General features: G+C 46.8%; 20 protein-coding genes and 2 riboswitches. Of the genes, 11 read left to right on the forward strand and 9 right to left on the reverse strand.

Annotated elements, in window-relative coordinates; genetic code table 11:
* The first annotated feature begins 15 nt into the window (after nt 1-15).
* Nucleotides 16-1,389, forward strand: a complete 1,374-nt coding sequence (locus B4240_RS04055) for an NAD-dependent succinate-semialdehyde dehydrogenase (protein ID WP_296236961.1) — start codon at nt 16-18, stop codon at nt 1,387-1,389.
* Between the two features lie 183 nt (nt 1,390-1,572).
* Here B4240_RS04055 and B4240_RS04060 read toward each other — a convergent pair whose 3' ends face one another.
* The 3 genes from B4240_RS04060 to B4240_RS04070 form a co-directional block, all read right to left on the reverse strand.
* Nucleotides 1,573-3,015, reverse strand: coding sequence for an APC family permease (locus B4240_RS04060; RefSeq protein ID WP_296236962.1), 1,443 nt, complete (start codon nt 3,013-3,015; stop codon nt 1,573-1,575).
* Between the two features lie 180 nt (nt 3,016-3,195).
* Nucleotides 3,196-4,497, reverse strand: coding sequence for a 4-aminobutyrate--2-oxoglutarate transaminase (gene gabT, locus B4240_RS04065; protein WP_296236963.1), 1,302 nt, complete (start codon nt 4,495-4,497; stop codon nt 3,196-3,198).
* A 145-nt stretch (nt 4,498-4,642) separates the two neighbouring features.
* Nucleotides 4,643-6,109 (reverse strand): NAD-dependent succinate-semialdehyde dehydrogenase, encoded by a 1,467-nt coding sequence (locus tag B4240_RS04070; RefSeq protein ID WP_296236964.1) that lies wholly within the window; start codon nt 6,107-6,109, stop codon nt 4,643-4,645.
* A 262-nt stretch (nt 6,110-6,371) separates the two neighbouring features.
* Between B4240_RS04070 and B4240_RS04075 the strand changes: the two genes are divergently transcribed.
* Entirely contained in the window at nt 6,372-7,136 is a 765-nt protein-coding gene (locus B4240_RS04075; RefSeq protein ID WP_296236965.1) for an IclR family transcriptional regulator, read from the forward strand.
* Here the strand turns inward: B4240_RS04075 and B4240_RS04080 are convergent.
* Together B4240_RS04080 and B4240_RS04085 are read right to left on the reverse strand one after the other, a co-directional pair.
* Nucleotides 7,133-8,359, reverse strand: a complete 1,227-nt coding sequence (locus tag B4240_RS04080) for a CaiB/BaiF CoA transferase family protein (protein ID WP_414707091.1) — start codon at nt 8,357-8,359, stop codon at nt 7,133-7,135. The genes B4240_RS04075 and B4240_RS04080 overlap by 4 nt on opposite strands.
* A gap of 310 nt (nt 8,360-8,669) precedes the next feature.
* Nucleotides 8,670-9,854: an acyl-CoA dehydrogenase gene (locus B4240_RS04085; protein WP_296236967.1), complete on the reverse strand. Its 1,185-nt coding sequence runs from the start codon at nt 9,852-9,854 to the stop codon at nt 8,670-8,672.
* Nucleotides 9,855-10,029: 175 nt separating this feature from the next.
* Here B4240_RS04085 and B4240_RS04090 point away from each other — a divergent pair, with 175 nt between their 5' ends.
* The 4 genes from B4240_RS04090 to B4240_RS04105 all read left to right on the forward strand — a co-directional run bounded on the left by B4240_RS04090 (nt 10,030) and on the right by B4240_RS04105 (nt 15,275).
* A complete protein-coding gene (locus B4240_RS04090) occupies nt 10,030-10,857 on the forward strand; it encodes an IclR family transcriptional regulator (protein WP_296236968.1) in 828 nt (275 codons plus the stop codon).
* A 130-nt stretch (nt 10,858-10,987) separates the two neighbouring features.
* Nucleotides 10,988-12,244 carry an RtcB family protein gene (locus B4240_RS04095; RefSeq protein ID WP_296236969.1) on the forward strand — a complete coding sequence of 419 codons (1,257 nt, stop codon included), beginning with the start codon at nt 10,988-10,990 and terminating at the stop codon, nt 12,242-12,244.
* A 319-nt stretch (nt 12,245-12,563) separates the two neighbouring features.
* A complete protein-coding gene (locus tag B4240_RS04100) occupies nt 12,564-14,366 on the forward strand; it encodes an FMN-binding glutamate synthase family protein (protein WP_296236970.1) in 1,803 nt (600 codons plus the stop codon).
* Nucleotides 14,367-14,435: 69 nt separating this feature from the next.
* Nucleotides 14,436-15,275 carry a phosphodiester glycosidase family protein gene (locus B4240_RS04105; protein WP_296236971.1) on the forward strand — a complete coding sequence of 280 codons (840 nt, stop codon included), beginning with the start codon at nt 14,436-14,438 and terminating at the stop codon, nt 15,273-15,275.
* A gap of 103 nt (nt 15,276-15,378) precedes the next feature.
* Here the strand turns inward: B4240_RS04105 and B4240_RS04110 are convergent, their stop codons facing one another.
* The 4 genes from B4240_RS04110 to B4240_RS04125 form a co-directional block, all read right to left on the reverse strand.
* Nucleotides 15,379-16,602 (reverse strand): vWA domain-containing protein, encoded by a 1,224-nt coding sequence (locus B4240_RS04110; protein ID WP_296236972.1) that lies wholly within the window; start codon nt 16,600-16,602, stop codon nt 15,379-15,381.
* An 80-nt stretch (nt 16,603-16,682) separates the two neighbouring features.
* On the reverse strand, nt 16,683-17,546 hold the full coding sequence (locus B4240_RS04115) for an AAA family ATPase (protein ID WP_296236973.1): 864 nt from the start codon (nt 17,544-17,546) through the stop codon (nt 16,683-16,685).
* A 322-nt stretch (nt 17,547-17,868) separates the two neighbouring features.
* Entirely contained in the window at nt 17,869-18,516 is a 648-nt protein-coding gene (locus B4240_RS04120) for a hypothetical protein (protein WP_296236974.1), read from the reverse strand.
* Between the two features lie 318 nt (nt 18,517-18,834).
* On the reverse strand, nt 18,835-19,155 hold the full coding sequence (locus tag B4240_RS04125) for a YcgL domain-containing protein (RefSeq protein WP_296236975.1): 321 nt from the start codon (nt 19,153-19,155) through the stop codon (nt 18,835-18,837).
* A gap of 236 nt (nt 19,156-19,391) precedes the next feature.
* A riboswitch (glycine riboswitch) is annotated at nt 19,392-19,528 on the forward strand.
* A gap of 53 nt (nt 19,529-19,581) precedes the next feature.
* A riboswitch (glycine riboswitch) is annotated at nt 19,582-19,740 on the forward strand.
* A gap of 189 nt (nt 19,741-19,929) precedes the next feature.
* Between B4240_RS04125 and gcvT the strand changes: the two genes are divergently transcribed.
* From gcvT to B4240_RS04150, 5 genes are all read left to right on the forward strand, one after another.
* The gene (gene gcvT, locus B4240_RS04130; protein WP_296236976.1) at nt 19,930-21,144 is read left to right on the forward strand and encodes a glycine cleavage system aminomethyltransferase GcvT; all 1,215 of its coding nucleotides are present in this window, start codon (nt 19,930-19,932) and stop codon (nt 21,142-21,144) included.
* Nucleotides 21,145-21,214: 70 nt separating this feature from the next.
* Nucleotides 21,215-21,595, forward strand: coding sequence for a glycine cleavage system protein GcvH (gene gcvH / locus B4240_RS04135; RefSeq protein WP_296236977.1), 381 nt, complete (start codon nt 21,215-21,217; stop codon nt 21,593-21,595).
* A 274-nt stretch (nt 21,596-21,869) separates the two neighbouring features.
* Nucleotides 21,870-22,637 carry a nitroreductase family protein gene (locus B4240_RS04140; RefSeq protein WP_296236978.1) on the forward strand — a complete coding sequence of 256 codons (768 nt, stop codon included), beginning with the start codon at nt 21,870-21,872 and terminating at the stop codon, nt 22,635-22,637.
* Nucleotides 22,638-22,707: 70 nt separating this feature from the next.
* Complete coding sequence (gcvP, locus tag B4240_RS04145) at nt 22,708-25,605, forward strand: aminomethyl-transferring glycine dehydrogenase (RefSeq protein ID WP_296236979.1); 2,898 nt, start codon at nt 22,708-22,710, stop codon at nt 25,603-25,605.
* A gap of 168 nt (nt 25,606-25,773) precedes the next feature.
* Entirely contained in the window at nt 25,774-26,448 is a 675-nt protein-coding gene (locus tag B4240_RS04150; RefSeq protein WP_296236980.1) for an esterase/lipase family protein, read from the forward strand.
* Nucleotides 26,449-26,477 lie beyond the last annotated feature (29 nt).

The following is a 26,477-nucleotide window of genomic DNA, read 5'->3' on the forward strand; positions in this document are numbered from 1 at the left end:
AACTAAGGAATATGTATGAGCGATTATCAAGTGAACAACCCAGCTACGGGCGAAGTAGAAGCCACCTACCCGACCGCCACTGAGCAAGATATCCAGCATGCTATTGAACAAGCACACAGCGCTTATCAAGACTGGCGTCAGGTATCACTAAAAGAGCGCGGCGCGCTACTACACAAAATCGCCGATATTTATCTTGAGCGCCAAGATGCGCTCGCGCGCGTTGTCGCAACAGAAATGGGCAAGCCTGTGGCGCAAGCAAAAGGCGAGATTGGCTTGGTGGCCGATATTTATCGCTACTATGCCGATAATGCTGAGCAGCTACTTACCCCCAACACCATCGATGTTGATAGCGGCACTGCTTCTGTAGAAAAGCGCCCTGTTGGAGCGTTACTTGGCATCATGCCGTGGAACTACCCGCATTATCAAGTCGCGCGCTTTGCCGCACCAAACCTGATGGCGGGCAACACCATTATCCTAAAGCATGCGCCGCAGTGCCCAAAAACCGCCGAAGCCATCGTTGATATTTTAAAAGAGGCGGGCTTACCAGATGGCGTCTATAACAATGTATTTGCCACTAACGAGCAAGCAGCAACCATCATCGAGGACAGCCGCGTACAAGGCGTCTCGCTGACAGGCTCTGAGCGCGCAGGACAAGCGGTTGCCAAAATAGCAGGCGCCGCCCTTAAAAAGGTGGTGTTGGAATTAGGCGGCTCAGATGCATTTATCGTCGCAGCTGATGCTGATATCGAACAAGCTGTGCAAGGAGCAATCGAAGGCCGTTTTGGCAATACAGGACAAGCATGCAATGCTGCCAAGCGCTTAATCGTCGTCGAGCCAGTCTTTGACAAATTCGTTGAAGGCTTTACCAAGGCCGTTCGTAACATGACATTGGCAGATCCGCTTGAAGAAGAGACTTTTATTGGTCCGCTGTCGTCAAAAGCAGCCGCTGATAATTTACAAGCGCAGCTCGACAGTGCAATTCAAGCCGGTGCCACGGTACTGGTCGAGGGCGGATTACTCAAAGACAAGCCGGGAGCTTGGTTTGCGCCTGCTGTACTGACCGATGTCGATGAGTCAATGGATGTTTATCGCGAGGAGTTATTTGGCCCTGTGGCCGTCGTCTATAAAGCACGTGATATCGAACATGCCATCCAGATTGCCAATGATGTGCCATTTGGCCTTGGTGCGTCTATTCAGACGCAAGATGCTGCCTTGGCCGCTGATATCGCTGATAAGCTAGACGTTGGTATGGTGACGATCAACGCCCCTTCTGGCAGCGAAGCAACCACGCCATTTGGCGGGGTTAAGCGCTCAGGGTTTGGCCGCGAGCTTGGCACGCTGGGTATTACCGAGTTTTTAAACTATAAGCTGATTCGTGATAAGTCTTAGCAAATGATAAGTCTTAACGTCTTTTTATTCTTACACCAGACACAATAAAAGCACTTTGTACAAAAAGCCTAACATCAGGTGTTAGGCTTTTTTTTACGTCATCCGAACGCCAATCCCTTTAACGTTATCAGCGCTCAGATGCTAATACTCACACATTACTGCTCACTTACTAGCGCTTAAATATTAGCGTTTAGGCGGATTGTCCTTTAACCACAGCTGATTCACGATTTTTAATTCGCGCAATTCTTCTGCCATGATCGCCTCACTGATACCAGGGTACTTCACGCGTGCATAGCTATATAACACGATACCAAGTATCGTCCAACCAAAGAAGATCCACCATTCGATCGGGGTCAGCGCTGATGGCATGCCTGGCATATACAGCATCAACAGGCCAAAGCTGAGCGCAATCGTCACCATACCGACCAGCTTACCTGCGGGTATCTTAAATGGACGTACCATGTCAGGCTCGCGATAACGCAAGACTAAGAAAGAGATAGCCACACAGCTATAAGCGATGACAATGCCAAAACCACCAGCGTCAACAATCCACACCAGCATCTTGCGGCCAAACAATGGCGCAAGCGTCGCAAGGCCACCGATTAATAAAATCGCGTTTGATGGTGTTTTATACTTTGGATGCAGCTTGCCTAAAAATGCCGGCAGCATGTGCGCTTTTGACATGGCATAAAGTAGACGACTGCCACCGATCAAAAAGGCATTCCAGCTGGATAAAATACCCAATACGCCACCGATGACCAATAAAATACCCGCCCATTTGCCCTGCCAGGCATTGGTCATGGCGTCAGCGGTAGCAAGCGTTGAGTTCTCTGCCTGTACCAGTGGCAGCGTGGTGCCCACGCTCCAAGCAATACCCACGTACCACATCACCGCCACAATGATAGAGATAATCAAAAACTTGCCAATACTGGGACGGGTCAGATCTATCTCTTCTGCCGCCTGCGGGATGACGTCGAAGCCGACAAACATAAAGGGCACCATCACGATGACGGCTGTAATACCGCCGATACCACCGATAAAGGCTGGTGCTTGCACGGCTGTCGAGGAAGCAGGATTATAGAGCACTGCGCCAATAAATAATAATGTACCGACGAATAAAATCCCCATTACAGCGGTTTTTTGGAACCACGCGCTGACCTCCATACCGCGGATATTTAGCCAGGTGACAATGATTGAGCCCAGCATGCCGACGCCCACCCACGTGGCATAGACATCCCAGCCAGCGATGGTCCAAAGATAGCCTTGGTTATAATTGGGAATAAAATACTCAACCACCGTTGGTAGGGCAACCGCTTCAAACGCCACCACCGAAAAATACCCAAATAAAATACTCCATGAGCAGATAAAGGAGACATTTACTCCCAATGCTCGATGGGTATAAGTATGCTCGCCGCCCGTAATCGGCATAGAAGCGGCCAGTTCAGCATAGGTCACACCGATTAGTATCACAGCCAGACCGCCTATCAAAAACGCCAGCATTGCGCCCCACGTTCCCGCAGACAAAATCCAACCACCAGCCAAGACTACCCAGCCCCAACCAACCATAGCACCGAATGCTAAGGCAATGATATCTAGCGTCCCTAACGATTTTTTTAATTCAGACATAACCTGCTCCTTGTCTGTGTGTCATCCGTGTCAGTCCTTTTTTTAATGGCCCTGATACCAACTATTTTTTTTTGCTTAATGAATTTTATTAATAAAATAACTATCGCCTAGCAGAGACAACAACGGCGTCTTGACTTGCAAGGCGCCGTTGTAAATCTTGTAATCAAAGCAGCACTGTCATTATCCTAAGCTTAAGCTTTCATTTTTTAAATTAACGCTTTGAGCAGTCAAAATACCTTTGATAATATCAAGACCTTCTTGTAGCACTTCATCTTCTACCGTTAGTGGCACCATGATACGAATGGCGTTGCCAAACATGCCACAAGACGCTAATAACAGTCCTTGCTCAAAGGCTTTGGCTTTTAGATTTGCCGTTGCTTCAGTGTCAGGCTTGCCGTCACTGTCAATTAGTTCAAACGCTAGCATGGCGCCTTTATGACGGATATGACCGATGCTGCTTAGGTTTAAATCTTCTAAGAACGCTGCGATTTTATCGCCAATCTCAACACTACGCTCAAGTAGGTTTTCTTCTTCAATCACTTCCATAACGGCAAGTGCAGCCACGCAAGCCAGTGGGTTACCAGAATAAGTGCCGCCTAAGCCGCCAACTTGCGGGGCATCCATAATGTCGGCGCGGCCAATAACGGCAGAGATAGGATAACCGCCTGCCAAGCTCTTAGCACTGGTCATCAAATCTGGCTCAACGCCCAACTGCTCAGACGCAAACAACGTGCCAGTACGGCCAAAACCACACTGCACTTCATCAAAAATCAGCACGATGCCATGCTCATCACAAATCTTACGCAGCGCTTTGGCAAACGATGGCGTCACCTGATGAAAACCGCCCTCGCCTTGTACTGGCTCGATAATCATTGCCGCCACTTCGCTAGGATCGATATCTGCTTGGAAAATCATCTCAAGGCTATGCAGCGCTTGTGCTTCTGTGACGTTTAGCTCTTCAGCTGGGAATAGCGCATGAAAGACAGGGCCTGGCATCGGACCAAAGCTCTTTTTGTACGGCAATACTTTACCCGTCAGGCTCATGCACATTGAGGTGCGGCCATGCCAGCCGCCAACGAAAGAAATCACCCCTGGACGACCGGTTTTCGCGCGAGCAATTTTAATGCAGTTTTCGACTGCTTCTGCGCCCGTGGTTAAAAACAAGGCTTTTTTCGGACCGCTGATCGGCGCTTTTTCGCAAAGCTTTTCGGCAAGCTCAACGTAGCATTCATAATTAATCATTTGCGCGGCAGTATGAGTAAATTTGTCTAGCTGCTCATGCACACGCTGCGTGATTTTTGGATGGCTGTGACCCGTATTCAATACTGAAATACCGCCGACGAAGTCGATATAACGGTTGCCTTCAATATCCCAAACTTCTGAGTTTTTGGCCTTTTCGGCAAAGATAGGAAATGCTACGCCTAGACCCGTTGGTAAAACCGCTTTACGGCGCGCAAGTAGTGATTGATTGGTAGTAGTCATAAGAATATCCTTTTCTTTCTTTTTCACATAGATGCCATTATGGAATGGCGGTTTATAAAATAAGCGCTAACTTTGGTTGGGATTCGTGGTATTGAATCCCATTTCATGGGTAAAAAATGAAAATAGTAAAGATAAAACTCGATAATTAACTAATATCAGAACACCAGTATTTGGTCACGACATACTCTTCGATGCCATATTTTGAGCCTTCGCGGCCAAATCCTGATTGCTTGACGCCGCCAAATGGGGCGACTTCGGTAGAGATCAATCCTGTGTTATGACCGATAATGCCGTACTCAAGCCCTTCAGTGACACGCCAGGAGCGTGCATAGCTGCTGCTGTAGAAGTAAGCGGCCAAACCGTAAATGGTGTTATTTGCTTGACGGATGACGTCGGCTTCATCTTTAAAGGTAAAGATAGTAGCGATAGGACCAAAGATTTCCTCATAGGCAATATCCATGTCACTGCTGATATCGGTAATCACCGTTGGATTATAAGACAGCTCAGATGCGCCGTTGGTGCTGCCGCCCGTGATAAGAGTTGCGCCTTTATCCAAAGCGTCTTTGAGTAGCGCTTGCACTTTTTCCAAAGCTTTTTTGTTAATCAAAGGTCCGATATCCACGCCTTCATCCATGCCGTTACCGACATTAAGTTCAGCGACTTTTTTTACAAATACGTCGAGGAATTTATCTTTAATGCTGTCTTGTACATAGACGCGATTGGCGCAGACACAGGTTTGACCGGCGTTACGATATTTAGAGGCGATTAAGCCTTCAGCAGCTTTTTCTAGATCAGCGTCATCAAAAACGATGAATGGCGCATTGCCGCCGAGCTCTAATGACAGTTTTTTGATGGTTGGGGCACATTGTGCCATCAAGGTACGACCAACTTCGGTAGAGCCAGTAAATGACAGCTTATGAATGCGCGTATCGCCAGTTAGGATATCGCCGATGGTTGAAGATTTGCCCGTGACTACTTGGATGACGCCTGCTGGAATCCCTGCTTGCTCAGCCAATACCGCGAGTGCCAAAGCAGAAAACGGCGTTTCGGTTGCAGGTTTGATGATCATGGTACACCCTGCCGCTAGTGCCGGCGCTGCTTTACGGGTAATCATCGCTGCTGGGAAATTCCAAGGCGTGATGGCCGCGCAAACGCCAACGGGCTGTTTTAGGATGACATGGCGCAATTGTGTTTGATTGGCAGGGATAACATCGCCATAAACGCGCTTACCTTCTTCGGCAAACCAGCGGATAAAGCTGTTGGCATAGCCCACTTCACCGCGCGACTCAGTTAAAGGTTTGCCTTGCTCAGCGGTCATAATGATGGCCAAATCTTCTTTATTGGCATCGATAAGGTCGGCCCACTTTTGTAGTAGCTCCGCACGCTCTTTGGCAGTTTTGGCGGCCCAAGTGATTTGCGCTTCATGAGAAGCAGCAACCGCATCGTTGACATCATCGGTCGTCAAGCTAGGTACGTTACCGATAGTCTCGCCGCTAAAAGGATTGCTCACGTCGATAGTGGCGGCATCACTGGCATCATGCCAGCCGTCTTTGATAAAGCACTGCTGTTTTAGTAGGTCTGGATTTGATAGCTGTAGCGTGGGTTGTGACATTGTGACGCTCCTTGTCAATGATATGTTGCAGATAGGTTTTGCAGATTTATAGCGGCAAATAAATAAACGTAAATAAAAGCTTAGGCGATAAATAATGATTGATAACTGGTAATTTGTTCAATATACTGAACGCGTATTCTATATATGAGACATCATTATAAGAATGATGGTCTCCTATTTGCAACCCCTATTATCAACTTTGTGCTGATTTATCACTTTATTTTGCTGCTTTTTTTACTTTACCGGCTTTTATAGGTTCCTTATGAGCACCACTGCCGTCCCTGCCTTGGACAAAACTTTTCAGATACTAGATTTGATTACCGATAGCGCCCAGCCTTTAACGGCGGCGCATATTGCCAAAGCGCTGGATTTGCCGCGCAGCTCCACCCACAACATTTTGCAAAGCCTACTCGCCAAGCATGTCATTTATAAAGACAGCGACAGCCGCTTTCATTTAGGCTCGTATTTGATGTACTGGGCGGGAAAGTACGAGCAGCAGCAAGGCGTCGTTCAATTATTTAAAGATCTTATTGTCCAGTACCCCATCCTTTTGCAGCATACCGTTACCTTATCCAAACTCGACTTGGGGGAAGTGGTATTTTTAGCCTGTCATGAAGCGCCTGCGCCGCTTGGCTTTACTTTCCGCGCGGGTGTTCGCGTACCGGCGGTGTTTTCAGCTACTGGTAAAGCCATGCTCTCCACCTTCACTATGGACAACATAAAATCCATCTATGCCAGCGGCTTTCCTACCCCCATTACCCAGCATGGTGTCGATAACTTTACCGATTTGGCGACCGAGCTGGCCGCCATTAAAAACAGTCGTATATCACTTGACGATGGGCAACTGCGCGATGGCATGTATTGCTTAGGCACTTATATTCGTAACGCTTCAGGTAACGCCATCGCCGGGATGGCGGTTAGCTTTTTGCAAGCAGAATATGAGTCCAAGCGTGCTGAAGTCAGTGCCGTGCTCATCGAATTGGCCGAGCAAATCGAGCAGCGCTTAGGCTTTAAAGCAGAGCATTAAACAATCCCATCGGCTTTTAACTTGGCAATCATTTCGCTGTCATAACCCAAATCAGCAAGCGTGCTCTCAGTATGCTCGCTTAATTGCGGTGGCGGCGTACGATAAGTGACAGGCGATGCGGACAATTTAATCGGACTTCCAAGCGCGCGCACAGGACTGCCCTGCGCCGCAAAATCGATCACCATCTCACGAGCTTGTGCTTGCGGCATCGCCAAGGCCTCAGAGATATTATGAATCGCCCCGCACGGGATACCCGCTTGATCCAACACTTCTAACCAATAAGTACGAGGTTGCCCGGCAAATTTTTTGCTCAGCTCACTACAAAGCAGCTCACGATTGGCAACGCGCTGCGGATTGGTCGCAAAACGGCTGTCGTTATGCCAATCAACCCCTAACACCTCACAAAGCTTGCCAAACTGACTGTCATTACCGCAAGCTAAGATAAAATGCTCTTTTCCTGCTGCTGCAAAAACTTGATAAGGCACGATATTAGGATGCTGATTGCCGAGGCGTGGCGGGATTTCATCTGAAGCCAGATAATTCATCCCAACGTTGGCGAGCATCGCAAGCGCACTGTCAAGCAGCGCCACATCGACATGTTGTCCGCGTCCAGTTTTTTGACGCGCTAATAACGCTGCTTGAATACCAATGGTCAGCTGCAAACCTGCAAACAAATCAACCACGGCCACGCCAACCTTGTGCGGTTCGCCATCGCTTGGGCCTGTGATGCTCATGAGTCCTGACAACCCTTGAATAATATAGTCATAGCCTGGGCGCTTCGCATCAGGACCTGTCTGACCAAATCCTGTCAGTGAGGCATAAATCAGGCGCGGATTGTCTTGTTTTAGGCTGTCGTAATCTAAGCCGTACTTTTTTAGACCACCAACTTTGAAGTTTTCAACGACGATATCGCTTTCGGCAATAAGCTGCTTAATAATTTTTTGTCCGGCAGGCGTGGTGATATCGACGGTAAGGGATTTTTTATTACGGTTAATGGTGGCGTAATAGGCGGAGGTATCATCGCTAAATTTTGGCGGCGCCCAATGACGGGTTTCATCACCAATATGCGGACGCTCAACTTTGATGACTTCAGCGCCGAGGTCGGCGAGCACTTGCGTACAAGAAGGGCCGGCCAATACTCGCGACAAATCAAGTACCTTGATACCGTGCAGCGCCCCTTTTTCCCCGTCATTACTGTTATTGGTATTGCTATCAACAGTCATAATCATCCCTTATTATGTAGCCTACTTATTGGTGAAAAACACCTGATAAAATTTCGATAAAAATTGCCATGCATCATTTAGCTTTTGGTGCCTTTAGAGCTTTTAATAACTCAAGTCATAAACACCAAAAAGTAAATCAGGCATAACAATGCTAATAACCTTTAGTTAAATAGCGCCTAGCTATATACCATTCAAAAACGTACGCCGCTGCTTATAAGGCGCTTATTACAAAGCCAAACAGCAACGTACGTTAATGGGCTAAAAACTGGCTAGCACTTGTTAGCTAGCTTTTATGATTAACTAACAACAACTAATAAAACGCTTGAATACCCGTCTGCGCACGGCCTAAGATAAGCGCATGAATATCATGCGTGCCTTCATAGGTGTTAACCGCCTCTAAGTTCATGACATGACGAATAACATGGAACTCATCAGAGATACCGTTGCCGCCGTGCATGTCACGTGCCACGCGAGCGATGTCTAAGGCTTTGCCGCAGTTATTACGCTTAATCAGTGAAATCATCTCAGGCGCCGCATTGTCTTCATCCATCAGGCGACCGACACGCAGTGCCGCTTGCAAACCTAAAGCGATTTCTGTTTGCATATTGGCCAGTTTTAACTGTACAAGCTGGGTTGCAGCAAGCGGACGACCAAACTGCTTACGGTCTAGCGTGTACTGACGCGCCGCTTTCCAGCAAAATTCTGCCGCACCCATCGCGCCCCATGCGATACCATAACGGGCTTTATTTAAGCAACCAAATGGCCCTTTTAAACCACGGATATCAGGAAAAGCATTGGCTTCAGGAACAAATACCTTGTCCATGACAATCTCGCCTGTGACCGAAGCACGCAATGAAAACTTACCTTCAATCTTCGGCGCTGATAACCCTTTCATGCCTTTGTCTAAAATAAAGCCGCGAATCTCATCAGCATCATCTTTTGCCCAAACGACAAACACATCCGCAATGGGACTGTTGGTAATCCACATTTTATTACCCGTCAGCTCATAACCGCCATCAACCGCGCGGGCACGAGTCGACATCGAGGCAGGGTCTGACCCTGAATCTGGTTCAGTCAAACCAAAGCAGCCAACGTACTCACCAGTCGCAAGCTTTGGCAGATATTTTTCTTTTTGCTCTTCGGTACCGTACGCCCAAATAGGATGCATAACCAAGCTTGACTGCACGCTCATCGCCGAACGATAACCTGAATCCACCGCCTCAACTTCCTTAGCAATCAAACCATAAGCAACACTCGATAAACCCGCGCAGCCATAACCGTCAATGGTAACGCCAAGCAGACCCATCTCACCCATTTGGCGCATGATATTGCGATCAAAATTTTCGTTACGATTGGCCTCTAAAATACCAGGCATCAGCTCTTTTTGAAAAAACTGACGGGCGCTGTCCGTGACCATGCGCTCTTCATCAGTTAATTGGGCGCGTAATAAAAGTGGATCTTCCCAATCAAAACTTGGGCGCGTAGATGTTGCCATGTGGATCTCCTTGATGTCAGTCTTCCTGACCGACGCATCGTGATTAATAAATAAATTGACTGCACAGGTTATTGACTTGCATGTGCCGCTGTGCGAAACTAAGTTTCATAATATGAATCTATTTAAGCAAAGTTTTATGACGCTGTAAACCTTTATCAAAAAAAATGAGCATAAAATGACAAAAAATGTATCCGCTGCCCTACCGTTATTGAATCGTATAATTGGCGTTCTTGAGCACAGTAAAGATAGTAATGATCGGCAATTTGTCACCGCTCTTGGGCGTGGACTGACGTTGTTAGCCGCCTTTGAGCAGCATGAGCAGCTTAGTCATCAGCAATTGTGTCAAATGACCACTTTGCCAAAAGCCACCATTACTCGGCTTATTCATACTTTGACCACGCTTGGTTTTTTACGCGCGACGGAACATGGACAGTATCAATTGGGCAGCAATGCGGTGCGTCTCAGCGCGACCGCGTGGAGTCGTCATGACATGGTGGCGGCAGCGGAGCCATTGCTGCGGCAATTTGCCAGTGACAATGAAGTGTCGGTAAATTTGGCAACCGAAGTCGAAGGCGAAATGCGCTATCACGCTTGCTGTCGTAGCCCCGCGCGTCTGTCCGTCAATTTGCAAGTCGGCTCAGCCGTGCCCGTCGCACGCACGGCCATTGGTCGCGCTTTTTATGCCGCAAGCTCGCCTGCAAGACAGGCCGTGATTCGTAATAATCTACAAGCGCATTTATCAAAAGAAGAGTATGACCACGCGCAGATAGCCCTAGCTGAGGCAACAGAGCATTATGCAAAATATGGTTATACGGTATCGGATGGGGAGTTTTCTACCGATATATTGGCGGTAGCCGTTGGGGTGTACGATGTTGCCACTGGGCAATATGCATATTCGCTTAACGCCAGCGTGCCAAGTGCCAATTGGAAAGCGGAAGAATATGCGGCGGCAATGGTGCTTAAATTGCAGGCGTTGGCTGAACGGGTTGGACGCGGTGCTTAGAAAACACACTTAAGCTCATTCAAGCAAACCGTTAAACCCATGCTACAAATGCGACAAATTTCAGTGCAAATCGTAGCGAACATTTACGCCATCTATCGCTATCATTGGGATAAAAGTGAGGTAAATACATATGCAACCAACCACTCATACAAACATTCATACCACCACTTATAACCGCATTCAAGATGGAGGCGCTCCCATAAAGCTTTGGACAAAGGGTGTCCCTGTCGATCCAAAAGCGCACGATCAGCTGTTAAAAGCGGCGCAAATGCCGTTTATTTATAAGTGGCTTGCGGTGATGCCTGATGTGCACGTTGGCATTGGCGCGACTATCGGCACGGTGTTGCCGACCAAAGAAGCGATTATTCCTGCGGCAGTCGGTGTCGATATCGGCTGCGGCATGATGGCGGTGCAAACGACCCTAAGCGCTGATGATTTACCTGATAACTTACGCGGTCTGCGCACAGAGCTTGAAAAAGCCATTCCCCATGGTCGTAGCAAGTCACGTGGCCGCGGCTCGAATCGCGATATCGGCGCGTGGTCAAACCCTGATCATACGGTTAAAGACGGCTGGCAAACACTGGTCGATGACTTTAACTACATCATCCAAAAGCACCCTAAACTTAAAAACACCAATAACCTCAACCATTTAGGTACGCTTGGCACCGGTAATCACTTTGTCGAAGTGTGCTTGGATGAGGCCAATCAGGTGTGGATTATGCTGCATTCAGGCTCGCGCGGCGTGGGTAATGCCATCGGGCGCTACTTTATTGAGTTGGCGCGCGAGGATATGCGTCAGAGTTTTATCAATTTGCCGGATAAAGATTTGGCCTATTTTAATGAGGGGGCGCAGTACTTTGATGACTATTGGTTTGCGGTCGGTTGGGCGCAGCGATTTGCCTTTAAAAACCGTGAAATCATGATGGAAAATGCCATTAAAGCGCTACGCAAGATTGTCACCAAGCCCTTTGACGCGAAAGTTAAAGCGGTAAACTGTCACCATAATTATGTGGCCAAAGAGGAGCATTACGGCGAAGAAGTATTTGTCACCCGTAAAGGCGCAGTGCGCGCCCGCGTTGGTGAGTATGGCATTATTCCAGGTTCCATGGGCGCAAAGTCCTTTATCGTGCGCGGCAAAGGCAACGCAGAATCCTTCCATTCTTGCTCGCATGGTGCGGGCCGTATCATGTCGCGTACTGAAGCCAAAAAGAGCTTTACGGTAGACGATCAAATCGCCCAAACTAAGGGCGTCGAATGCCGAAAAGATAGCGAAGTCATTGATGAAATTCCAGCAGCGTATAAAGACATCGATGATGTGATGCAAGCGCAAAGCGACTTGGTCGAAGTGGTGCACACGCTGCGGCAGGTGGTTTGTGTGAAAGGGTGAGAGGCGTTAAAGTTGACGTAAATATCAATCATAAAAGCATTGGGGTAAACAATGCAGCGCTACAAACCTCATTAAAATTTGCTTAAAACAATTGAGCAAAGCCATTTACGTCTAAAAACTGTTATTTTGAGCGCAAAATTAGCACTCTGTTACCCAATTAAACCGTCGCAGTGATATCATATGTGTATGATGTACGCGATAAATTTAAGTATTTAATCTATTCTTAATAACCATGTTTATGACATGGTTATTTTTTTATGGATACTTTGTTTTTTATCATCGCGTTTTTATTATTTACGTAACACTGTTGAGTATCGTTATGCCCCAATCTCGTACCAATCTAAATCCAAAGCCAAAACATGATTCTCCTTATCTGGTCAGCTTACTTTTGCGTTATAGCACATTTGCTGCTGCAATCTTGCTATGTTTGTCAGGGCTATTATTGATGAATGGATGGCTAGTCTTTTTGGGTGGTATTGGTGTTGCACTTGGCGTTTATGATTTGCTACAGTCAAAACATGCCATTTTAAAAAATTATCCCGTTGCTGGTCACATTCGTTATGTACTTGAGGATTTTCGTCCTGAAATTCGCCAGTACTTTTTAGAAGATGACAAGGCGCAGGTACCATTTGCTCGCCAGCAACGTGCTTTGGTGTATCAACGGGCCAAAAACGTCAGTGACACCAATGCCTTCGGAACGCTTGACAACCTATATACGCATGGTAAAGAATGGTTTTTACAATCAGCAGTCAGCCAACCGTTAGAAAATAAAGATTTTCGAATCATTGTTGGCGGCGAGCGCTGCAAACAGCCTCATGATATGTCAGTGTTTAATATCTCAGCGATGAGTTTTGGTAGTTTGTCTGCCAATGCGATTATGGCGCTTAACCAAGGCGCCAAAATGGGGGGATTTACTCATGACACTGGCGAAGGCGCTATTAGCCCTTACCACCGCAAATTTGGTGGCGATTTGATTTGGGAATTGGGAACGGGTTATTTTGGTTGCCGCGATGAGTTCGGTAATTTCGACCCTCAGTTGTTTGCCGAAAAAGCGGTGGATCCACAAGTCAAAATGATTGAAATTAAACTCTCGCAAGGTGCTAAACCTGGTCAAGGCGGCGTCCTCCCTGCAGAAAAAATCACACAAGAGATTGCCGAAACGCGCCACGTCCCTATGGGCAAAGACTGTGTATCACCTTCTTCCCACAGTGCATTTAGTACCCCGCTCGAGCTGGTAGATTTTTGGCAGCAGCTTCGCGATTTGTCTGGTGGAAAACCAGTCGGCTTTAAGTTGTGTATTGGCCAGCCTTGGCAGTTTATGGCCATCGTTAAAGCCATGATAGAAAAAGACAACTACCCTGATTTTATCGTCATTGATGGCTCAGAAGGCGGCACAGGCGCGGCGCCCGTTGAATTTATGGACAACGTCGGAATGCCGATGGTAGATGGTTTTTTACTGGTTCACAATACCTTGGTTGGTGCGGGAATTCGTGACAAAATCAAGCTTGGGGTCAGCGGCAAAATCGTTTCAGGGTTTGATATTGCCCGAATGATTGCGCTAGGTGCTGATTGGTGTAACTCGGCGCGCGGTTTTATGTTTGCGGTTGGCTGTATCCAGTCGCGATCATGTCACACCAATACTTGTCCTGTTGGCGTTGCCACTCAAGACCCGTATCGCCAAAAGGCGCTTGATGTTCCTAGCAAAGCCGAGCGCGTAGCAAACTTCCATAAAAACACGCTGAAATCGCTGGCCAGTATCGTGGGCGCTGTAGGGCTTCAACATCCAAGTCAGCTTCAGCCTTATCATATTGCTCGGCGCTTAGATGACGGCCAGATAAAATTGTTGTCTAAATTTTATTACTTTGCTGATGAAGGCGCTTTATTAGATGTCAGTGCGCGCGCTGATGTCTTCAACCAGATGTGGGTGATGGCGAGTGCTGATAGCTTTTTGTCCAACAATGAGGCACTGATTGCCTATAATAAGGACTCTCGTAACAAAGGCAAGGAGCCTAGCCCTTCGACTGAACATGGTCTTGGCAGTTTTGCGGTAATAACAGATGATGGCCGATTGATCGGAAATGTCAATAATACCGTCCGTGATATTCCCGAAATTGACGATTAAAAATCTAAATCTGCTTAAAATATTGTCCTAAACTCAAGGCTTAACGGCTTTTATAAAGAAGACGTGTTCATGACAACTCCTTTTTTGACGTTATCGTCTCAAATTATGGCGGGGCTGATGGTAGTAAGCATTAGCGCTTGCCAGCCGACAGATGAGACAAACAACGACGCGATAAGCAGTGACAGCGAAAATTGGTCATGTCAGTCGCAAAGCGCGCCCTTTGCTTATAGCGTTTGCCGTATTAACGAAAAGGTGCTGGCCGATACGCGCTACTCACTGCAGCTATTTTGGCAACAGGACGATAACAGTGCTACTACCAACCAGCCGCTACTGACTTTTGATGCCTTGCTAGCGGCACTGCCCTCTAACCAAACCTTAGATTTTGCCATGAATGCGGGCATGTATAATGAGAATTATGCCCCAATTGGCTATACCGTCATCAAAGGTGAAGAGCGACGCGCATTAAACATCAAAGAAGGCGGCGGCAACTTTCATTTATTGCCCAATGGCGTGCTGTGGTGGGATAAGTCTGGCAAGGTACAGATTACCGAAAGCAGAGTGCTAGATAACCAACTCAAAAATAGCAATGTCCACCCTTGGTATGCCACGCAATCAGGCCCCATGCTGGTCATCGATAATACCATTCATCCGCAGCTTAACCCTGACAGTACCTCAATCAAGCTGCGTAATGGCGCCGGCGTTTGCAGTGATGGTAGCCTACAATTTGTTAATAGCGAGGAGCCAGTGAGCTTTTATCAATTCGCTACGCTGTTTAAGGATGACTTACATTGTCCAAATGCCTTATTTTTGGATGGCGGCATCGCTTCGGCGCTCTATGCGCCGACCATCGATAAGCATGATAAAAAAGAGATGGGCGTGATGATTGGGCTGATAGAAACAAAAGATTAGGAATGTAAAAATAGAAACGAAAAAATAGCCGCTATATTTTATAACGGCTATTTTTATGAGTGTTTATACAGTAAATAAAGAAAATATTTCTTTCCATCATCAATCAGCGCGCCAAATAGTTGGTCATCTCTTCCACGCCATGTAAAGTCATCGGATACATCTTATTATCGAAGAGTTTTTTAATCTCGACGATGGTTTGCGTATACTGCCAATAAGCAGGATTTTCAGGATTGAGCCAAGCGACTTTATCAAAATGCGCCAGTACCCGCTTTAGCCAGACGATACCCGCTTCATTATTCATATATTCCACGCTACCGCCAACCGTCATCAGCTCATACGGCGACATTGACGCATCACCGACAAATATCACCCGATATTCGCGGCCATACGTATTGAGCAGCTCATACGTTGGCATCGGTGCGCTGTGGCGTCGATTGTTATCTTTCCAGACGTAATCATATAAGCAGTTATGAAAGTAAAAAAACTCTAGCGTTTTAAATTCATTTTTGGCGGCAGAAAACAGTTTTTCTAGTGCTTCAACATGGATATCCATACTACCGCCGACGTCAAACAGCATCAGCACTTTAACGCGGTTGCGGCGCTCAGCTTGCATATGAATATCGAGCACACCTTTTTTGGCGGTGCGCTTAATGGTTTCGTGAATGTCTAGCTCATCGGCACTACCCGTACGGGCAAATTGGCGCAAGTTGCGCAGAGCCATTTGGATTTGGCGCGTGCCAAGCTGATTGTCATCATCAAGATTGCGATATTTACGCTGCTCCCATACTTTGGCGGCGCTGCGTTTACGCGACTCTCCGCCGACGCGCACGCCCTCTGGATGGTCACCATAAGCACCAAATGGTGATGTGCCGCCAGTGCCGACCCATTTACTACCACCTTGATGACGCTCTTTTTGCTCTTTAAGACGCTCTTCTAGCGCCTTCATCAGCTCCTCTAATGAGCCGTATTTTTTTAGCAAACGCCGTTGCTCATCGGTCAGATTTTTTGGATCAAGCTTTAAATCTAGCCACTCTTTAGGAATGTCCGTCAACTTTGCCAGCAGCTCATCCATATCAAGGCTATCGACGCCCTCAAAATAATCTGCCATAGCACGGTCAAATTTATCAAAGTGGCGCTCGTCTTTGACCATACAAAGCCGAATCAATCGATACATATCCTCGCGACTGGTAAAAGTAGATAGCTCTGGATTTTCAGGATGCGGCTGCATCATCAGCCCTTGATCTAAGGCAGCGTTTAGGTCAAGCAGCTCACGCGTACTGACCGGCACGCCGTAAGTCCGCAGGGTATAGAACAATTTGATAAACATAAAATACGCATCACTTATTGGCTGATATAGTTACGAATTACACCGCTTAATTACTTTAATTACGACAACGAATGTAGCGCTTAACGACGCATCATATTGGCAAAACGCTGCAATAAACTCACATCGGCTTCATTTTTCAGTAGCGCACCATATAGCGGCGGGATAGACTTTTCACCGCGCAAGTTTTCTTCTAGCTCGTTTTGTGCCATATCATCGGCCAATAGTAGCGTTAGCCAATCGACCAATTCCGACGTCGATGGCGGCTTTTTAAGGCCTTGTATATTACGCAGCTTATAAAAAATATCGAGCGCATCATTGACCAGTTTTTCTTGGATATTGGGGAAATGCACCTCAATGATTTGACGCATGGTTGCTTCATCTGGGAAGTCGATATAATGGAAGAAACAGCGGCGCAAAAACGCATCCGGCAGCTCTTTTTCATTGTTTGAGGTGATAATCACCACCGGACGCTGCTCGGCGGTGATGGTTTCACCCGTTTCATAAACGTAAAACGACATCTTATCAAGCTCATGCAGTAAATCGTTTGGAAACTCGATATCGGCCTTATCAATTTCATCAATCAATAACACACTGTGCTCGCTGCTCGTAAAAGCTTCCCACAGTTTACCGGGCTTGATATAGTTGCCAATCTCATACACCTTGTCGTCACCCAACTGCGAATCCCGCAAGCGCGATACCGCATCGTACTCATACAGACCTTGCTCGGCTTTGGTGGTTGACTTGATATGCCACGTAATCAGCGGCATACCCAAACTCTCCGCCACCTCTTCGGCGAGTAAGGTTTTACCTGTCCCCGGCTCACCTTTAATCAGTAGCGGCTTTTGTAACGTCATCGCCGCATTGACTGCCAGCTGCAAATCATCGGTTGCAATATAGTTTTGCGTGCCGGTAAAGCTTTTTTTCGTTTTATCAATTGTGGTCATAATATATTCTCAGTTATTGTTATCTACTAAAGGTTTTGAAAGTCGTAAAAGATTTAGAGAAAATCGCTTGAAGATAAATGAAGATAAACATTCATTTAGATTAGCACAGCCCGATTGATTGCCAAAATACTCATGCGTTCGCACTGACTAACAGGGCAATGTCTAATAAAGCAATGACTAGCAAATATGGTTTAGCTTAATAACGACTTATTTTTAATAACCGCTTATTGGCGTCCAAAAGCAAATGCACTTGTATAAAAAAAGACACGCAGGGTGTCTTTTATTTTAGTAAGAATATCAAGCAAAAAGCCAAATAGGTCTATTATTTGCGGTCTTTTTTTAAATTAACGTCAGTATCAGGCTTGATGGTTCCTTGCTCCATTTTTTCCTGCTTAGTTTTCTCGGGCTTAGCTGCCTTTTGCTCAGCCATTAAGACTGCATGATCAGAGGTTTCTGTTAAATTGGCATTGTCTGCTAAGTAATTTCCCGTCGTCAATTGGGCAGTCGCTTGCGCATCTTCTGCCGTTCGGCTGCGCGCTTTATCCAAACTTGACTCAAACGCACCGCGAATCAGTTGCCAAACGAAACCCACAAATAAACCCACGACCAACACCACCAAAATCGGCAGCATATTCGTAATCGCGCCAGCCATGTCTTTCATCATAATTGCATAAACGACGCTGATACTAGCCGGCGCAATCACGCTAGGGTCGCCAAGGGCCGTACCAGGCGCGAGCAAAACGGCAAACAACAGCATCCAGCTCATACCACCGAGTGGGCGCGGCAAAATACGAGCAACCAGTAACCAGAGTATCAAAACGATAATCACGCCGCCAAGATACGCATACATAGGTAAGTCTGCGGGCGGCACGTCTTTTACCAGTTGCCCCCACCAAATTGTAATCTCACCGAGAATATCACTGATAGCGTCCATCGGTAAGCTGTCTATAATGCCTTTTAACCAATCCATGCGTGTTTCATTACCTGCGTTTATTACCATTGGCGCACAAGGCGTCTAACGGTATAGGGTATGTTTTGTCAGACCAAAAGTGCGACAAAATACATAATCGATATCTGAACTTGATTATGCGTGTTTAATAACGTTTAGTTTATCACGACTTTCTACCAAAATGCATGAGCGCAAATGTTTAGTCGCTTTTTTATCGCGTATTCTTGCGCCTTTGCGCCTTTGCGCCAATGCTGCCCAATAAACTTTTGCAGAAAAAGCGCTGGTTAACGCCTTTAAGCAACATGTATAAGCTGTAATGTATTAACTGCAAAAAGTACATTAATCGTAAATATTGTTCTGTGCCTCGCGGGCGCGCAGCTCTGCTTGACGGCGCATCACGTCTTGCGGCGGTAATTGCACAAAGTATCCTTGTGATTTTAATTTTGCCAGCACTTCTTCTTTATCAACGCGCGCAAGTTTTGGCGTGGCTGCCAAATCTAAATGCATGACAAACTGACTACGTCCTAAGCTTGCACGCAGCTCTTTTGGTAGCACCCCCAGCCAATCTTTAATTTCGTCGGTATCATCAGGGTAATCCGGACGGGCAATGTACACGTACATGTCGTCGTGTTTGGGAAATTTATAAATATCGCAGTGCATAATAATAACCTATCAGAGACTATGGCCATAGGTTAGCATATTTAGGACAAATATCAGTAGTCGCTTTACGTTCTGCTATGGTAAACCGCTGTAAAATCAACCTATCTCATCCCTATTAATGCGCGTCATTTGCTCATACTTTTAGCAATTAATTTGATAAAAAGTCATTTTTAGCAACATTCTCGACTTTAATGGCGTAGATGGCTTGTAAAAGCGGTCTGAACCTTTCATAATAAAAGCGTTTTTCAGGAGAGAGTCTTAGGCATGATATTAAGTGCGCTTACATTTACGAGCCGCGCTGATAACTGCTTGATGACCACCGAAGGCGCATACACCCTGCCAATCGCTCAGGTAAAAGGACTGAAAAACATATGCCACAACTGTTTTATTGCTAGTATCACTTGCCTAGCACATGCAAACATAAGGCATAACAAATCTGGAGAGCGGTAAGGACGGACGACGTCTTACCCACCGAAGGGGAGAAAATGCGGCATCATTTGCTTGGACTTTTTAAGGCTTTTGCTTTAAAAAATTACAATGATGGTTCGTGTTGAAAATCTCAGGTTACAGGACAGATAGGGCTTTTGCTTAAACCGACGCTTGGCGTCTGTTTGGCTAATTGTTCTATTTTTTTTGTACGACCCTTGGTTGCAATGCTTGCGCCCTGCAAGATTGCTGCTCACTACTATGATAATGCACATCTGCCCTGCTACTTTGATACCTGTTTTTAATACTTATCATCGAGCATCACTGATGTACCCATAAGGATTTGTTATGACCGACACTCAAAATGCCAATTCTCAAAGCGCCAGCTCTCAAAGCGAAAGCTCTCAAGCTGCTAATACTTCAGCGCCTAAGCGCACGCCCCTTTACCAGTCTCATGTTGATAGTGATGGCAAGCTGGTCGATTTCTCTGGTTGGGAATTGCCAATCCATTATGGTTCACAAATCGAAGAGCACGAAGCGGTGCGTACCGATGCCGGTATGTTTGACGTCTCGCACATGGTTGTTGCTGATATTAAAGGCTCTGATGCCAAAGCATGGCTGCAAAAGCTCCTTGCCAATGATGTCGCTAAACTAAAAACCGTTGGTAAAGCACTTTACTCTCCGATGCTTAATGAAGCAGGCGGCGTTATTGATGATTTAATCGTTTACCTAATGAATGAAGACGCTACCGAGTACCGTATCGTTTCAAACGCGGCGACCCGCGATAAAGACATGGCTCAGTTTCATAAAGTCGCCGAAGGTTTTGATATTACTATCACCGAGCGTCCAGAGCTGGCCATGATTGCCGTGCAAGGACCAAATGCCGTTGCGAAATTGGCACAAATTAAACCAAATTGGGCAGATACTTTAGCTGAGCTTAAGCCTTTTGTTGGTGCCGATTTAACCGATATCGAAGGCGCAGATTGGTTTGTTGCTCGCACGGGTTACACGGGTGAAGATGGCGTTGAAGTCATCATGCATGGCAATGATGCCCCAGCATTCTTTGAGCAATTAAAAGCCAGTGGTATCAAACCTGCCGGCCTTGGCGCACGTGATACCTTGCGTATGGAAGCGGGCATGAACCTTTATGGTCATGACATGGACGAAGATACCAGTCCTTACGAGTGCAACATGGGCTGGACACTGGCGCTAAAAGATGAGCGTGACTTTGTTGGCCGTGAAGCTTTAGTGAACAAACGTCAGCAGTCAAAAGACGACAATACGGCCATGAAGCAAGTTGGCTTACTGCTCACCACGCGCGGCGTCTTGCGTGAGGGCATGACCGTGACCATCAACCAAGGCACAGACAATGAGCAAACTGGCCTTATTACCAGTGGTACTTTCTCCCCTAGCCTAAAAAACTCAATTGCCATTGCTCGCGTACCTGCGAGCTTATCTGACGACGATAGCGTACAGGTCGACTTGCGCGGTAAAGGTAAATTCGTTGACGTCCGCGTCGTCAAGCTACCCTTTGTGCGGAATGGCAAGCAGCAATTTGACTGATATCCCTGATAAATTTTATTATGAGCGTCCCTTTTTTATTAACCCTTCTCTATCATTTAGGAGAGAGACCATGAGCAACATCCCAGCAGAACTAAAATACATCGCCAGCCACGAGTGGCTACGCCTAGAAGACGACGGTACGATTACTGTTGGTATCACTGACCATGCTCAAGACCTACTCGGTGACGTGGTGTTTGTTGAATTGCCAGACGTGGGTGACGTCATCGCGGTCGATGACGAAATCTCTGTGGTTGAATCCGTAAAAGCCGCCTCTGACGTTTACGCGCCTATCTCAGGCGAAGTGGTTGCCATCAACGAAGCATTAGAAGATGATCCAGAAATCATCAACTCAGATCCATACGGCGAAGGTTGGTTCTTTAGAATTAAGCCTGACAACATCGCTGACTACGAAGCGCTAATGACCGCTGATGAGTACGAAAACGAGCTGTAATATTGGTTTAATATTCGTGTCTAAAAGCAGTATTTGATTTAAATATCACTATTTTTATTTAAATACCCCTATTTTTAATAGTAAAAAACACAACTTGTTATGGCAGATATTGGCGTCAGCTGGTATCTGTGCGCTTTTTTCTAAAATGCCTGTCGCTCAGTTATAAATTGCGAGCGCAAGCCCATTTATTTGTTTTATTTATGAGCCGTAATTTTTTAACAACGCCTCAATAAATAAAACTAGTCGAGCACTCAATCCCAGCATGGATTCTCCTATGACCTCTGACACTGATAGCATTGACAATCAAGTAACCATCGCCACGCCTGATAATACCCCGCAGCTGCAAGCCTTTCGCGAGGTGGTTGAATCGCGTCGTTCCGTGCGTCGCTTTACCGACACCAAGATACCTGATGACGTATTAGCAGATTGTCTGCGCTTGGCCATGCTTGCTCCAAACTCAAGTAATCTACAGCCGTGGGAATTTTATGTCATCGATGATGCCGATAAGCGCAAACGCGCGGTAAAAAATTGCATGAATCAAAACGCGGCAAAAACCTCAGCACGCCTCATTGCGGTCGTTGCGCGTACCGACGTTTGGCACGACCATGCTAAGCAAATATTACGCGAGTATCCGGATACGCCTGTGCCAAAGAAGGTCAAGGATTACTATACCAAAGTTGTTGCTATGGACTTCTTACGAGGACCAGTCAATGTCATCTCAGCGGCTAAATGGGGCGCGACGCAAGTTATCAGACGCGTCAAAGGTCCGATTAAATCGCCTTATTATACCTTTGAAGATACCAAAAACTGGGCAACCAACAATACCGCCTTAGCAGCCGAAAATCTCATGCTCGCCCTGCGCGCGCACGGTTTTGATAGCTGTCCAATGGGCGGCTTTGATGAGCCTGCGATGAAGCGCTTATTACATTTAAGCGACGATCACCATATCATTATGATGATTGGGGCTGGCGAGCGCGCTGATAATGGCATTTACAACAGCCAGTTCCGCTTTGACCAAGACCAGTTCGTCCATTACGTCTAAAACCGTACGTGTAAAATCACAAACCAATATTTTAGCCATCTCCTTTCTCATCCCTTAACCAAGGATTGTTATGACTATCTCGCAAAACCCAACGTTTGATACCTTTCAAGGTTTATTCAACGAAGCTGAATTTGTCTATCGTCATTTAGGCTCAAACGATGCCAAGCAAGCCGACCTGCTAAATGCTGTTGGCTATCAAGACATGGCAAGCTTTATCAATGATACCGTGCCTGAGCCTGTGCGCATGCATAAAGAGCTAGATTTGCCCGTGGCAATGAGTGAGCACGCCGCGCTTGCTAAATTGCGTACCATGGCAGACGATATCACGGTCAACAAAAGCTATATCGGCCAAGGTTACTCGCCAGTGCGCATGCCAGCGGTGATTCAGCGTAACGTCCTAGAAAACCCAGGTTGGTACACTGCTTATACGCCTTATCAAGCCGAAATCGCCCAAGGTCGCCTAGAAGCGCTATTAAACTTCCAGCAAGTTTGTATTGATTTGACCGGTTTGGAGATGGCTGGCGCGTCATTACTTGACGAAGCAACCGCAGCAGCTGAAGCGATGGCCATGTCAAAGCGTGTGAGCAAAAGCAAATCAAACCAGTTTTTTGTGGATGAGCGTATCTATCCGCAAACCCTAGACGTCATTAACACGCGTGCCAAGTACTTTGGCTGGGATGTGGTCGTCGGTGATTTCGAAACCGCTAAATCAGGCGATTACTTTGGCGCTATCTTCCAGTACGTCGGTGTTGAAGGCGACGTAAAAGACTTAACCGACGTTATTGCTGCCGTTAAGGAAAACAAAACTTACGTCAGCGTCGTCAGTGATATCATGAGCTTAGTACTATTAAAATCGCCAGCCGATATGGGCGCCGATGTGGCATTGGGTAGCACCCAGCGTTTTGGTATCCCGATGGGCTTTGGTGGTCCACATGCTGCCTACTTTGCTTTCTCTGATAAAGCCAAACGTTCAGCACCTGGCCGTATTATTGGTGTCTCTAAAGACTCGCAGGGTAATACCGCGCTACGTATGGCGCTGCAAACTCGTGAGCAGCATATCCGCCGCGAAAAAGCCAACTCAAACATATGTACGTCACAGGTCTTGCTTGCCAACCTAGCTGGTATGTACGCCGTTTATCATGGTCCAAATGGCGTCAAGCGTATCGCGACTCGTATCCACGCCTTTGCGACCGCCTTTGCTGATGTGATCAAAAATGCCGCCGACAGCAATTTAAAAGTCGTCCATGACCAGTTCTTTGATAGCGTGCTTATTGATTGTGGTTCAGAAAAACTGGCGACGCAAATTTTTGAAAATGCCGACAATATTGGCTATAACTTATGGCGTCTTGGCACGACTAAACTGAGCGTCGCCTTTAGTGAAACCAGCGATGCGCCAGACTTTAAGGTGCTAACGCAGTTGTTTGTCAGTAAAGCGCATGACTTACCTACAGAAGCGCGTGTTTCTCTTGCTAACGAGCACTTACGTACCGACGATATCTTGACCCATCCGGTATTTAACTCGCATCACACCGAGCATGAAATGCTGCGCTACTTAAAGTCGCTGGAAGACAAAGATTTGGCGATGAACCGTAGCATGATTTCACTGGGCAGTTGTACCATGAAATTAAACGCTACCAGTGAGATGCTACCGATCACCTGGCCTGAATTTGCCAATGTGCATCCATTCGCGCCGCGCGGTCAAGTGACTGGCTACATTGCCATGATTGATAGCTTGCAAGAGCAACTAAAAGCCATCACTGGTTTTGATGAAGTGTCTATGCAGCCAAACTCGGGCGCCTCTGGTGAATACGCTGGCCTGCTCGCCATTCGCCGCTATCATGAGTCATTGGGCGAAACTGAGCGTGATGTTTGCTTGATTCCGCAGTCGGCGCACGGTACCAACCCTGCTACGGCCATGATGATGGGTATGCAAGTCGTCGTCGTTAAAACTGACGATAACGGTAACGTAGATATTGATGATTTGACCGCGAAATGTGAAGAGCATAGCGCACGTTTAGGTGCCTTGATGATCACTTATCCATCAACGCACGGCGTGTTTGAAGAAGGCATTCGTCATATTTGTGATTTGATTCATAAACATGGCGGCCAAGTCTATATGGATGGCGCCAACATGAACGCGCAGGTTGGCATGATGCAGCCTGCCGATGTTGGTGCAGACGTGCTACATATGAACTTGCATAAAACCTTCTGTATCCCGCATGGCGGCGGCGGTCCCGGTATGGGCCCTATCGGCATGAAAGCGCACCTAGCACCATATATGGCCAACCATACCCTAAGCCCTGTGCATAATGCGCAAAAAGACTGCTCAGCGGTATCGGCAGCGCCTTATGGTTCAGCAAGCATCCTGCCAATCTCATGGATGTACATCACCATGATGGGGCGTGATGGCCTGCTTAAAGCCACTGAACTTGCGCTATTAAATGCCAACTATGTCGCGGCGCAATTAAAAGACCACTACCCTGTCCTTTATACGGGCAAAAACGGCCGCGTTGCGCACGAATGTATCATCGATATTCGCCCACTAAAAGAAGAAACTGGCATCACTGAAAGCGATATCGCCAAGCGTTTGATGGATTATGGTTTCCATTCACCAACCATGAGTTTCCCTGTCGCAGGGACATTGATGATCGAGCCAACTGAGTCTGAGTCTGTCGAGGAATTGGACCGCTTCATCAGTGCACTTAAATCTATCAAAGCTGAGGCTATGAAGGCCAAAGCTGGTGAAGATGGTTGGACGTTAGAGGACAATCCACTGGTCAATGCGCCGCATACCGCTGCAATGATTACTAGCAGCGAATGGTCGCATCCGTACAGCCGTGATACCGCCGCCTTCCCACTACCATACATCCGCGCTCATAAGTTCTGGCCGAGCGTGGCACGTGTTGATGACGCTTATGGAGATAAGAACCTGATGTGCTCTTGCCCAAGCATCGAAAACTATATGTAGTTTTAAAAACGAATAAATAATGGCTATAAAAAACCTCCAAGTCAGTAGCTGATTTGGAGGTTTTTATTTTGCTTAAGATATTTAGCGCTATACTATCCATACCAATACCATATCATCAAGTTGTTAACCGTACGTTTTTAATGGATGTCATTTTTAATGGAAGTCAGCATGCAACAAAAAAACCGCGTTATTCTTATTCACGGTCTCCATCAAACGGCGTGGATTATGCGCCCACTTGCCAAACGCTTACAAACAGCAGGATTTGATACGTATCAATATGGCTATCGTAGTATGCGAGACGGCATCAAAACCAATAGCGCCCGCTTACATGACTGGCTAGAAAAGCATCACCACCCTGACCAGCCAATCGATTTGGTCGGTCATAGTTTAGGCGGTTTGATTATTCGTGATTTTGTCGCTGAGTATCCAAAATGGCAGATTGGCCGCTGCGTGACACTGGGAACACCGCATGTGGGCAGCGTTTGTGCCGATTATATTTGGCGCTTGACGCCAGCTGTAGTGGGACGCTCATATGTTGATGCACTAGATGGAACGGTTGCGCCGTTACCAGAGCATATTAGCTTAGGCGTGATTGCCGGTAATCGCCCTTATGGTCTGGGACAATTATTTCTGCAATACCATAATCGCAAACTGCGTAACGCAGAAAACGCAACATCGGCAGAACATCTGCTACATGATGGCACGGTATATGTCGAAGAAACCAAAATTGATGCGGCGGCGGATCACATCGTCTTGCCGGTCTCGCATACAGGTATGTTGGTCGATAAAACGGTGGCTGAGCAAACCATTTATTTTTTGCAATATGGACAGTTTAAACGCTAAAAATGCTCAGACATTACAAACGCTAACTG

Source organism: Psychrobacter sp. UBA5136 (assembly GCF_002414005.1).
In the GTDB taxonomy this organism is placed as follows: Bacteria; Pseudomonadota; Gammaproteobacteria; order Pseudomonadales; family Moraxellaceae; genus Psychrobacter.